This window comes from Listeria fleischmannii subsp. fleischmannii LU2006-1, assembly GCF_000344175.1.
GTDB classification, from domain to species: Bacteria; Bacillota; Bacilli; order Lactobacillales; family Listeriaceae; genus Listeria; species Listeria fleischmannii.
In genome coordinates this window covers 1-12556 of sequence record NZ_ALWW01000064.1, presented here as the reverse complement: position 1 = coordinate 12556, position 12556 = coordinate 1, and the positions used below count along the sequence as shown (strand labels likewise).

At 38.7% G+C, this 12556-nt stretch carries 11 protein-coding genes and 1 pseudogene; 9 read left to right on the top strand and 3 right to left on the bottom strand.

Annotated features, from left to right (window positions below; genetic code table 11):
* From LFLEISCH_RS13650 to LFLEISCH_RS13640, 3 genes and pseudogenes are all read right to left on the bottom strand, one after another.
* Positions 1 to 231, bottom strand: a pseudogene (locus LFLEISCH_RS13650) (dihydrofolate reductase family protein); the annotation flags it as partial.
* Positions 221 to 1234, bottom strand: coding sequence for a zinc-binding alcohol dehydrogenase family protein (locus LFLEISCH_RS13645; RefSeq protein ID WP_007477684.1), 1014 nt, complete (start codon positions 1232 to 1234; stop codon positions 221 to 223). The gene LFLEISCH_RS13645 and the pseudogene LFLEISCH_RS13650, both read right to left, overlap by 11 nt.
* A 287-nt stretch (positions 1235 to 1521) precedes the next feature.
* Entirely contained in the window at positions 1522 to 3051 is a 1530-nt protein-coding gene (locus LFLEISCH_RS13640) for an AcpB/EbpR/MafR family transcriptional regulator (RefSeq protein WP_007477682.1), read from the bottom strand.
* 226 nt (positions 3052 to 3277) lie between these two features.
* Here LFLEISCH_RS13640 and LFLEISCH_RS13635 point away from each other — a divergent pair, with 226 nt between their 5' ends.
* From LFLEISCH_RS13635 to LFLEISCH_RS13595, 9 genes are all read left to right on the top strand, one after another.
* Positions 3278 to 3955 (top strand): Crp/Fnr family transcriptional regulator, encoded by a 678-nt coding sequence (locus LFLEISCH_RS13635; RefSeq protein WP_007477680.1) that lies wholly within the window; start codon positions 3278 to 3280, stop codon positions 3953 to 3955.
* A 104-nt stretch (positions 3956 to 4059) separates the two neighbouring features.
* Positions 4060 to 7311, top strand: coding sequence for an immunoglobulin-like domain-containing protein (locus LFLEISCH_RS13630; RefSeq protein ID WP_007477678.1), 3252 nt, complete (start codon positions 4060 to 4062; stop codon positions 7309 to 7311).
* 77 nt (positions 7312 to 7388) lie between these two features.
* Positions 7389 to 7853 (top strand): DUF4352 domain-containing protein, encoded by a 465-nt coding sequence (locus LFLEISCH_RS13625; protein WP_007477676.1) that lies wholly within the window; start codon positions 7389 to 7391, stop codon positions 7851 to 7853.
* Entirely contained in the window at positions 7850 to 9127 is a 1278-nt protein-coding gene (locus LFLEISCH_RS13620; RefSeq protein WP_007477674.1) for a nucleotide sugar dehydrogenase, read from the top strand. Before LFLEISCH_RS13625 ends, LFLEISCH_RS13620 begins: the two co-directional genes overlap by 4 nt.
* A gap of 18 nt (positions 9128 to 9145) precedes the next feature.
* A complete protein-coding gene (locus LFLEISCH_RS13615) occupies positions 9146 to 9865 on the top strand; it encodes a YveK family protein (RefSeq protein ID WP_007477672.1) in 720 nt (239 codons plus the stop codon).
* A gap of 1 nt (position 9866) precedes the next feature.
* Positions 9867 to 10526, top strand: a complete 660-nt coding sequence (locus LFLEISCH_RS13610) for a CpsD/CapB family tyrosine-protein kinase (RefSeq protein WP_007477670.1) — start codon at positions 9867 to 9869, stop codon at positions 10524 to 10526.
* 12 nt (positions 10527 to 10538) lie between these two features.
* Positions 10539 to 11189 carry a sugar transferase gene (locus LFLEISCH_RS13605; protein WP_007477668.1) on the top strand — a complete coding sequence of 217 codons (651 nt, stop codon included), beginning with the start codon at positions 10539 to 10541 and terminating at the stop codon, positions 11187 to 11189.
* Between the two features lie 4 nt (positions 11190 to 11193).
* Positions 11194 to 11943, top strand: coding sequence for a WecB/TagA/CpsF family glycosyltransferase (locus LFLEISCH_RS13600; protein WP_007477666.1), 750 nt, complete (start codon positions 11194 to 11196; stop codon positions 11941 to 11943).
* A gap of 2 nt (positions 11944 to 11945) precedes the next feature.
* Complete coding sequence (locus LFLEISCH_RS13595; RefSeq protein ID WP_007477665.1) at positions 11946 to 12446, top strand: O-antigen ligase family protein; 501 nt, start codon at positions 11946 to 11948, stop codon at positions 12444 to 12446.
* Positions 12447 to 12556 lie beyond the last annotated feature (110 nt).

Genomic DNA, 12556 nt, shown 5'->3' with positions numbered 1-12556 from the left:
AAAAACATAGACATCTTTTTTGCTATAAGGAAATGTATCTGTTAAATGWAAAAAATTTGTTGATAGGTGGTGCGCCCCATTACAACGGTGTCCACATTATCAAAGAAACGCCTGATAACCTGCATCACCGTCACTATCCACACTTTCAAGCCATTCTACACTTCCTAATTCATCCGCTATAAATCCGTCTAAACTAGCTGCAATATAAAGTGATACACGTTTATTTGCCATCGTTATCAAATCCTTCCACAACTAATTTTCCTATCATTTGACCTTCTTCTATCGTTTGATGAGCTAAACGAAGTGTTTCTGCATTAAACGGAGTGAGCACCTTATTTAAAGTAGATTTTAACTGTCCTGTTTCAAAATATAAAGTGGCTTGCTCTAAAATGTCATGTTGTTTCATTTGGTCCTCCGTTTGATATTTAGAACGCGTAAACATAAATTCAAAACTTAAAGTCGCGCTCTTATCTTTTAAAACCCGCATATCTACAGGATGGGTCAGATCTACAATCGTACAAATCTTCCCTTGCGGCTTAATCGCTTGCTCCATAAAGCTAAAATGTCGATACGTATCATGTAAACATAAAATATAGTCAACGCTTCTAAATCCCAGTTTTTGAAGTTGTATAAGCATATCCTCATGATGATTAATAACATAATCGGCGCCGTGCGCTTTTGTCCAACTCACAGTGTCCGCCCTGCTAGCCGTTGAAATAACCGTCAAACCAGCTAATTTCGCAAGCTGCGTAGCTACAGAACCAACACCACCAGCACCATTGATGATTAAAATGGATTTTCCGGACACAATTTGTAAGCGGTCGAATAACGCTTCTGTTGCGGTGATAGTAGTAAGTGGCATTGCGGCCGCTTCCGCATTCGTTAAATTAACCGGCTTATGCCCCACTAACCGTTCATCAATCAATGTATATTCTGCATTATTACCTTGTCTTGTCACATCACCTGCAAAATAAACTTCTTCTCCATCGTGAAAAAGGGTCACCTCTGAACCTTTCCCGACAATCGTTCCTACAGCATCAAAGCCGAGTATACGCGGAGAAATCCCCATTTTATTTTGCGCTACACGAAGTTTCGTATCTACCGGATTAACAGAAACAGCCGCAATTTTAACCAACAAATCATGTTTCGTCGGTACTGGCTTTGTCATCTGAACATCTACTAAGCTAGACTCATCTGTTATAGGTAGTGCTTTATACATGCCAACTGCTTTCATTTTCATACACCTCTTCTTGATTACTTATTCCCCGATATTTTAAAAGTAAAGCGTATTTCATTTAAAATTTTGATTACAAAAAAAATCTCCTTCAAAAAAGGAGACCTCAGACTGCTGACAAATGGTGAGATTCTAGGCAGTGCCGAGTACTGGAGCGGAGCGTACTCGAGTACGTGATGACTGAAAACAGGGAAGGCGTAGTTGGCCTGACCATGTGAGAAGTTATGCGAAGCGCACCGGAACGGAGGGGGTAACAACGAAGATTGCCGTTTGTCAGCAGTCTGGACCTAATTTAAAAATATATTATCTGAATAAGGATCAAAACGTTCGTGCATTTCTGCTCTTGATAAATCCATCACCATTTTAGAAATCATGGACCATTCTTGTGACGAAGGAATTTGTGAAACGTGTAAATTAACCACATTGGCGAAGGATGGGTGAATTTCAAAATTATGAACTAAAATATCAACCTGATTTTCCTTTAACCATTCCTCAGAAATTTGTTGATCATATAGATATGAAATTTTCACACTTGGGTGAATGAGTTCGTGCGCAATATGCTTAATATAATTTAAATAAAACGAGTTGCCTGAAAGAGCGAATACAATGTGCGTTTTATTGTTTCCAATTTCTGTAAAGGTAGAGGTAAGCATTGTTAAATTAACGGCAATATCTTCTAGATTTTCCCAAATTCCTTTTTGAAAATACGGTTCTTTTTGTAAAATATCTATCCATTTTGAAAAGGTGAAAGGATGATTTTTTTCAATGAACTCATTCATCTCATAACTATTTAATTGAAAACCCGGGCTTAGATGGCTAAGGGCATAATACGATTCAATGAAGTTTATATGGTAAAAAATTATTTCATGGATGTCCCCTTTTTTTATAGGAAAAATGGCTAGTTTGGTCTTGAAAAAATTTTGTAAGTATTCAATTTCATCTGCTTCGAAAATATTTGTTGTTTTAAATTCGAGTAAACGATCCGTGTAGACGGTATTATCCCGCGCGGATATCAAAATAAAAATAATTTCATTTTCAGTCACATCTTGATAATTATGATCATCTAAAATGCGTTTGATTATCTCTTTTGCCTTTACATAGTAAACTTGTTGTTGCATTTTTTGAACAACCGGATTTTTTTTAGCGAGCTTCACATTATAACCATATTGAATGCGCTGTAAAATAACCATCGCCCAATAAGCTGCACGATTTTCTTGTAACATAATGGGAATTTTACTCGATTTAAACGCCTTAAAAATATCTTGAATTACGTCTTTATCTTTTAATGATGGCGTGACAGAAAATGGTGAATTGCTTGCGTAAAAGTAATAGTGGAAAAAAAACAAACGAATATCTACTTCATTCCCGACAATTTGCAAAGGTGTACTCGAAAGTTTTAAGTTAAACCGTTTTAAAATTTGTTTAAAGTTCTTTAGGTAGCGGACTAGTGTTTTTTCAGAGATGAATAATTCTTCCGCCCAGTCTTGAACAGATTGAACCTTGTCATTAAATAAACCATCAATAATCACATATAGATGAGATTTTTCTGCGATTTTAGAAACGACTTGATTAATATTAACAGAAGCATCCCATTCTAATGAATAGCCCACATTATTAATCCCTTTTATCATACAATTTTCCGGAAGAATGTATTGTAATTGTTTCAAATCTTCTGCAGTTGTTCTGGCAGATGTATTCAATTCATTACTAATTTGTTCTAATTTCATTGGCGCTCTCTGATTTGAAAGCAAGGTCACAATTTGAATTTGACGTTTTAATTGTTTATTTACAATGAGGTCAAAATGCAGTTTATCCATTTCACCATCGCTCCTTCTCCATTTAATCTAGTATAAAAGCTTCAACATTAAATGTAAATATTGTCCTTTCTCATCGTTCAAACTTCTTATAGAATAGTAAACAGATAAACCTCTTGTCAAAAAGTTGTCACAATTTATAACTAAGAATAGGGTCTATTAATACAAAAAGCGCAGTTCGTTTTTTGTACACTATTATCTAGAAAGAAAGGAGGCACCCCATTTTACCATGGAGTATATAAGTTCAGATATCTCGATACAAAGCATGCTAGAAGAACTCAATATAAATAAAACAAGTGAGTCACATGTAGTCAAACAAACAGCTAAGCTGGGAGAAACGATTTTTGACTCTAATAAACAGCAAACATCTATTTTATTTATCGTAAGCGGACTCGCTAAAAAAATAAATACAGATTATCAAAACGAATTTATTATTAATTTATTAAAAACAGGAAATGTAATTGGACTTTATAACGGACTTACTAATCATGCGCAAATGGAGGAACGAGTCATTGCGATTACGGCTTGCACATTTATTAGTATCGACAGAGAATATTTACTCAATTATTTAGCTATACGTCCTTCTTTCATGGAATTACTTATTAAAGAAATGTCTAATACCATTGCCAAAACTCACAACCGAATGATGTATTTATCCAATTTATCCAGGGAAAATCGTGTAGCTGCCTCAATGTTAGAGCTCTCAAAAGAAATTGGCATAAACGAGGGGGATCATATTATTTTCCCTAAAGCCATCACTAAAAAAATTCTATCTGATTATTCGCGAGTAGAATATCGTTACTTTCAAAAACTTTTTTCAAAAATGAAGACAGAACATTTAATTGATAGTAGGGGTCCACGAATTGAAGTCAATCAAGATCTTTTAGAAGAACATATCGGCCGGTAAACATTTCAGAATTATCCATTTTTAATACAAGGAGGTGGTTAAAATGTAACCCGCTCAATTTTGTTTATAAAAAAAGAGAATCTTAATTAATAAAGGAGTAGATTATGAAAAAAGGAGTTATTCTTGGCGCAACGAGTATTTTACTTGCTAGCCAAATCGTCACAACCATCATGCCTCTTGCAGCAAAAGCAGAGGAAAAATTAGTTCCAAATACTGAGGAAAGCGTGCAATCGAATGCACAAGTAGAGCTTCCAGTTCCCGCTCTACCAGATCAACAAATTGAAAGCACTACTGAGGAAAAACAAGAAGAAGCTTCTACGCCAGATACTAAAGAAGAGACTGCACCAGAAGCAGAAGCTAAAGTTGAAACTAGAGCTTCTGTTACGGCAGAACAAACTAGTGAAGCTGTAACTGCAACAAGTGAAGCGACTGTAAGCACTTGGGCACAGTTACAAACAGCACTTATGGATAACAATGTAACAGATATTTCATTAGCTGCGGATATTACACTGGGTGCGACAACTATTCCACGAGGTTTGAATAAAACTATCCACGGAAACGGACACACGATTAATGCCAACTTTAAACAAATTAAGTTAGGTACAGCCGGTGCTGTCGGAAAGATGGAAAATGTAAAACTTACGAATACAGATATCTACGGATTATTCTGGAGTGATGCTAGAAACGTTACGGTCACTTATAAAGATGTAGACCACAGTGGTCGTCAAATGATTTATTTACCATACGGAGAGTTAATTCTTGATGGAAAAGTATCTAGTTACGTAACAGTAGAAGAAATTTTCCAAGGAAATAAAATGACTGTACTTCCAGGAGCGACAGTTGATTTTGAATCCACACCAGCTAGTAGAACTTTATCCCCTGTTCGTTTAATGAGTACGGATAGCCGTTTAACGGTCGGAAAAGATGCTCACTTAAATATTGTGTCGAATGCCGCTAACATTTGGGGACCAGCAAACTCTTCTCTTGTTAACAACGGACACATGAATCTTGAATCTAAAAGAAATCAAGCAATCAATTTGAGTACTGGTAGCACGATGCAATTTAACACAGGAAGTACTTTCAAAGCTATTTCTGGTGACACTGTAGAAGAAGCTGTTGAAGCAACTAGTGGAAGCATTATCGTTAATTCCGGTGCAACTTTTGAAGTTGAATCTAACGGTACACAAGGTTCTATCATCACTGGGAATCAATTAGTATTTGCGAATGGATCAAGCTTCTCTATTACAAACCATAATCGCAGTGGCGCTGTCTTCGGTAGTTATGCGAAACCAACAAATGTCACTATTGAATCTGCTGAAGGTGTTCAAACTTGGAACCGCGGAGTACTAATTTCCCAACAACCTTCCTTCAACTACAGCGGACCATTATCTGCAAACTTTAACCTAAATGGTTATCTATCTGGTGTAACACAAACTGGTTTAACCTCTAACAACGCTTCTTTCCAAAACACTTTCAGAACTGGAAACACTGGAAAAATCGTTGGCGGTAGTTTTGCTAAAGTTGAAATTGGTTCTACAACAATTGATGAACTAACTACAGAATCCACAACTGTAACAGGTACTGGTGAACCAAATGCTCGTGTTGAAATTAAAGCAAATGGCACTGTGATTGGTTCAGGCACAATTAATTCAGAAGGTAAATATAGCGTGGCAATTCCAAAACAAGCGGCGAATACGGTTGTAACTGCACAAGCTACTTTACAAAACTTAACTTCAAACGTAGCTTCTACTACAGTTCGTGATGCTACTGCAACAGCTGGAACGATTACTCCTAACGCTCATACAGTTGGTGATTCACACATTACTGGTGAGTACACTGGGGATGTTACATCTGCGCGTCTATTTATAAATGGTGTTTCAACGCGTGGTGGAACTTTCAATGCTGACGGCACATTCAGCTTCTTCGTAACACCTGGATCGATTAAAGTTGGCGATAAAGTTGAAATCGTAGCTTTAGACAAAAATGGTCGTGAACTTGATCGTAAAAATATTGATGTAATCAGCAACTTAAGCGGAAATATTATGCCTTCCTCTTATACAACTGGGTCATCCACAATTACAGGTGAATTCACAGGTGATATTAATTTTGCCCGTCTATTCGTGAATGGTAAACACGTAAGTTGGGGTGGAACTTTCAATGCTGATGGTACATTTAGCTACTATGTAACACCTGGCACAATTAAAGCTGGCGATAAAGTAACGATTCAAGGGCTTCACCGTGATGCAGCTGGTAACACTGAGATTTTGGATGAGCAACAAGTTCAAATTGCTATGCAAGGTTCTATTACACCAGACACTTACACACTAGGGACTTCTAACATAACTGGTAAATTTACTGGAGATGTAAACTTTGCTCGTCTATTTGTTAACGGTCAACATGTAAGCTGGGGCGGCACTTTCAACACTGATGGCACATTTAGTTATTTTGTTAACCCAAGCTTAATTAAATCAGGCGATATTGTTCGCATTCAAGGGCTTCACCGTGATGCGGCTGGTAACACTGAAATTTTAGATGATAAAACGATACAAATTGCAGGATTAAAAGGAACTCTTACACCTAGCGCTTACACATTAGGGACTTCAAATATTACAGGTAAATTTACAGGTGACATCAACTTCGGACGTTTATTTATTAATGACCAACCTGTTTCATGGGGGGGCACATTTAATACTGACGGTACTTTCAGCTTTTACGTAAACTCCAGTCTTATTAAATCAGGCGACAAAGTTGAAATTCAAGGGCTTCACCGCACGGCTAATGGAGATACTGAAATTTTAGCTAAAGAGAAGGTTGAAATTGCTGGTTTTGCTGGCACAATTGCACCAAATGCCTATACTCCTGGTTCATCAGCGATTACTGGTTCTTACACCGGGGATGTCAATTTTGCACGCTTAGTTATTAATGGCGTACCAACGGACCGTTGGGGTGGCACATTTACAAATGGTACTTTTAGTTTCTTCGTAACACCTGGTTTTATTAAATCAGGCGATAAAGTTGAAATCCAAGCGATGCATCGCACAAGCACAGGCGATACTAAGATTTTAGACACTAAAGTAGTAAAAATTAATTTACAAGGTACAGTTTCGGCTGACCCTTATACACTTGGTCAAGCTACAATTACTGGTACATTTACTGGTGATGTAAACTTCGGACGTCTTTATATTAATGGTGAACACGCGCTTTGGGGCGGCACTTATAACGAAGACGGCACATTTAGTTTTTATGTTGGTCGCGATTTAATTAAAGCGGGTGACGTTGTAAAACTAGAAGTGATTCACCGTGTATCTGCAAGTGATTTAACCGTTCTTGACTCTCAAGAAATTGAAATAAAATAAAGTTTCATTATAAGTTTCCCACTTTGGTTCGCTAGTTGCGGCTAGCGAACCGTTTATTAAAATAAATGAGGTGTAGTATGAAAAAAGTTTTATTAAGTATTGGTTTAGGAAGCGTATTGTTACTCGCGGCTTGTTCTCCCGGCACAGGGGATGAAAAGAAGACGGACACAAAGGCAACAGAAACAGCGAAGGCGGAAACGAAAGATACTGTTGTTGATGGTTTGAAAATTAAAGTAAAAAAACAAGAAGTAGATGAGAAAGTTTCAGATAAGAAAAAGCAACAACTTTATACCTTCACCATTTCAGGCGAAAATATGTCTTCTACAAACAAAGGACTCGGTGCAGTTGATTTTGTTTTAAAAACAAAAGATGGCAAAGAAATTGAAGTAGATCCGTCCATGGCCATGTTCGGTGATGAAATTAAACCTGGCAAAACATTAGAAGGAAAAGCATCTTTTGCAGTAGATGAAAAGCAAACCGCAACAAAACTCTTGTACAAACCTTTAGATAAAGTATTAGCAGAATGGGATGTGTCAAAATGATAAAAGTGGTAACGGTTGGTCTAGGCTATATCGGCCTTCCGACTTCGCTTATGTTTGCGAAACACGGCGCAGAGGTTGTTGGCGTTGATGTCTCAAAACGCGTCGTGGACTTTTTAAATGCGGGACAGGTGCCCATTGAAGAGCCTTTCTTACAAGATTATTTAACCGAAGCACTTAGCAAGAAAAACTTTAAAGCAAGCCTTACACCTGAGCGCGGCGATGTATTTATTGTAGCTGTCCCAACCCCCAATGCACCAGATGAATTCGGGAGCTGTGACCTTACGTATGTTAAACAAGCGACAGAAGCTATTTTACCGCACTTAGAAAGAGGCAACACCATCATCATCGAGTCCACCATCGCTCCTCGCACCACAGAAGATGTCATCCAGCCAATGATCGAAAAAGAAGGTTTTCTGGTAGGGGAAGATATTTACCTCGTTCATTGCCCCGAGCGCGTTCTCCCTGGACAAATCTTACACGAACTTGTTCACAATAACCGTATTATCGGAGGGGTCACAGAAACGTGTACCGAAAAAGGCAAAGAAATTTACGGTCTGTTTGTCGAAGGAAAATTGCTCGGCGCCACTGCGAGTACCGCAGAATTATCTAAGCTGATGGAAAACACTTACCGCGATGTCAACATTGCTTTAGCCAACGAGCTCGTTCAAATTAGCGATAAACTAGGCATTGATGCCCTCAGTGTCATCGAAATGGCCAATCAACACCCACGCGTTAACATCCACCAGCCAGGCCCTGGAGTAGGCGGACATTGCCTAGCCGTTGACCCGTATTTCATTGTCGCAGAAGCACCAAAAGAAGCCCGCCTCATTCGCCAAGCACGCGAAATTAACAGCCATATGCCTCACTTCATTGTTCGTAAAGTGCTTGATATTATGGAAGAAAATAATGGAAAAACAATTACCGTACTAGGCCTAGCCTACAAAGGAAATGTAGACGACATGCGTGAAAGCCCCTCCCTCCAAATTGTTAACCAGTTGAAGAGCTTGACAGACTACGACATTCGCACATTTGATCCGTACGTCGCAAATTCTGACGCATACAGCCTAGAATCAGCCCTCATTAGCAGTGACTTGGCGCTTGTTTTAACAGACCATGATGTGTTTAAAGAAATTCCCGCGCACATGATTCGCACCATGAATACACCTGTTTTATTCGATACTAAAAATTGTGTTTCTAAAGACGCTATGTTTCGCACACATTATACGCTCGGAAACCTGTCTACTGTCGGAAAAGTGAGTAAAAGTTATATATAAGAAAACTAGGAGAATTGTATGAATGAACAAATTGATTTAAAAAAAATGCTATTAGCGATTCGAAAAAATAGTTGGTGGCTTATTGGAATTATTGTAGTCACCATTCTCTCGATGTTTATCTATCTCCAATATATCGCCACCCCTATTTATCAAAAAAGTACACAAATTTTAGTGAATCAATCTGAAAGTACAAAATCAAATAGTGTGGACTCTCAAACTGTACAAGCTGATTTACAACTCGTAAACACCTATAGCACCATTATTTCCAGTCCACGCATCTTAAATGAAGTACAACAAGATTTAGGAAAACAATATGACACAGCGGAACTTGCTGAAATGATTCAAGTAAAAAATGCTACTAATTCCCAAGTCATTGATATAAGCGTTGAACATCCAGATCCGAAAGTGGCGGCTCGTATTGCGAACGCAACTGCCAGAACATTTACTGAAGAAATACCGAATATTATGAAAATAGACAATGTGACCACCTTATCAGAAGCACAATTTCTCGGAAACGAAACACCAGTTAAGCCTCAAAAAGTCTTAATGTTAGCACTCGCTGCATTCGCAGGTATTCTTTTCGCCTTTGCTTTCATTTTCATCAAACTGCTTTTTGAGCGTACCTTAACATCAACAGAGGAAATCGAGGAACTTTTAGGACTTCATGTTCTTGGCGAAGTGAGCGCATTCCAAAACAATGATCCCTTTCAAACCAAGTTCCAAAAAGGAGATAGATGATATGTCAAATACAAAGCGAAATAAGAGACGAAAAGATAGCTATTCCCCTACCAGCGAGCAGTTTAAACTCATTCGAACAGGAATTGATTTCTCCGGTATCGATGAAAAAAAGCAAGTGATTTTAATTACCTCGCCTGAAAGTGGTACAGGAAAATCAACGGTCTCCTCTCACCTTGCTGTCGCATATGCCGAAAAAGGAGCGAGGACACTCTTAATAGATGCAGATATGCGGAAGCCAACATTGCATAAGCGCTTTTCTAAAAATTTACACCTCGGCTTATCGAACGTCATGACAGGTGATATTTCTCTTGAAGATAGCATTCAAGAAGTAGAACTTCGCGCATCAACCCTTTCAATTCTAACAAGCGGACCGATTCCACCAAACCCTAATGATTTGCTTTCTTCTAAAAAAATGTCGGAATTGATTGAGTCTCTAAGAGATTCCTTTGACAAAATTATTATTGATACACCACCTGTGACCATTGTGTCCGATGCACTCGTTTTAGCGGATAGCGCAGACGGAACCGTTCTGGTTTGCAGATACCACAAGACCTTAAAAGAAAAAGCAAAACATGCCGTTAACCAACTCAGGCTCTCAAAAGCAAAATTAATTGGTGTGATTTTTAACGGTACTAAAAATGCGGAAAATTATTATTACTAAGGAGTAGTTTCGATGGAACAAAGTAAAGTTAACATGGCCTTTCAAGTAAAAGAAAAAGCCAGCTATACGAAATGGAAAATTCGTTTTGACCGCTTGTTAAGTCTCATTTTCCTCATTCTCCTCTCCCCCATCTTCCTCCTTTTAGCCATATGCATTAAGTTGTCGGACTGGAAGGCGCCTGTCATTTTTAAGCAGACGCGTGTGGGAAAAGGCGGTCAAACCTTTTATATGTACAAATTCAGGACGATGCGCACGAATGCAGAAGCCGAACTTGAGAAATATTTAAAACAAAACGAAATTGACGGGGCTATGTTTAAGATGAAAAAGGACCCTCGGGTGACTAAAATCGGGCGCTTTCTTCGGAAAATGAGCTTAGATGAGCTACCGCAAATATGGAATGTTTTAAAAGGTGACATGAGCCTTATCGGGCCAAGACCGCCATTACCACGCGAGGTGGCCGTTTATTCCAGCTACGATAAACAGCGTCTCCTTGTGACGCCAGGTTGTACGGGCCTTTGGCAGGTAAGTGGACGAAATGCGCTTAGCTTTGAAGAAATGGTGGAACTTGACCTCCATTATATTCGCCACCTGTCGTTTAAACTGGATTTTAAAATCTTATGTAAAACTTTTATTGTCTTACTCTTTCCTAAAGGAGCGTATTAGCGTTATGACGAAACGAATTCATTTGCTTGGCAGCGTCTTGGATCCCCTTACGATGAATGAAACGCTGCGTCATGTTGAAAAACTCATTTTAGACAAAAAACCGAGTCAACATGTGGTGATTAATGCGAGCAAAATCAATTTAATGGCGGAGAGCGAGGAGCTTCGGGCCATTATTAATAGCAGCCCTCTTGTGAATGCGGACGGGCAGTCAGTGGTTTTTGCGGCGCGCTTTCTAGGTTACGATGTGCCGGAACGTGTGACGGGGATTGATTTATTTGAAAATTTGGTAGCTCTTGCGGCGTCTAAGGGGTACCGGCCGTATTACTTTGGTGCGACGGAAGAAGTCGTTCAAACGGTTGTGAAAAAACACCAGGAGGCTTATCCGGAATTAGATGTCGCGGGCTACCGAAATGGCTATTTTGACGAGGCGGAATCGGTTCAAATTGCAAAAGAAATCCGCGAAAGTCACGCCGATATTTTATTTGTTGCTTTTTCCTCCCCGAAAAAAGAATTTTGGGTGAACGCGCATAAAGAAGCCATGCAGGTTCCGTTTGTGATGGGGGTTGGCGGAAGCTTTGATATTATCTCTGGCAAAACGAAACGCGCACCGAAATGGATGCAAAAAGCGGGTTTAGAATGGTTTTTCCGCTTTATTCAAGAACCTAGGCGGATGTTTAAACGGTATGCCGTTGGAAATTACCGTTTTATCAAGCATGTGATGCAGGAGAAAAGAAAACGAAAACGGAGCGTATAAAGATGAAGAAATTACCGCTTAATATCATTATATTTATGGGGCTTACCGCGATTTTTCCACTTATTGATTTCCTCAATGGCTTTTTCCTCACATCTGGTATTCCAATCCCTATTGGCGTGCTTTACCGCTTTTTCTTTTTCATCTTTTTGCTCGTCATGATTGTTGTTGCAAAAATTCCAAAAACTAGTTTAACCTTTGTGACATTTTTGTTTATTGCCGGAAATTTAATCATCTTGCTTTTTCAAAGTATTCTTTTACAAAATCCGCTCGCCTGGATTATAGAAGATGTTTCCGTGTTCGTAAAATACTTTTTATGGGCCCTCATTCCGTACTACATTTATCAACGAAAAACGCTTTTTATGTCCATGAACTATGAGAAAATTTTTATCGTCATTAGTTTCCTCTTTACGGTTTTTCTTTTAGTCCCTTATGTTCTTGGGGTCGGACATCAAACGTATGATAATTCAGACGCTGGTTATAAAAGCTTCTTTTTCGCCAATTAATGACACGAGTTTTGCCTTTATCGTTAAGCATTCACATTTACAGCAAGAGCGCTTCATTCAAAGACATACAAGGAAAATTGGAATTTTCGCCTATTAGGTTTCTTAATCCG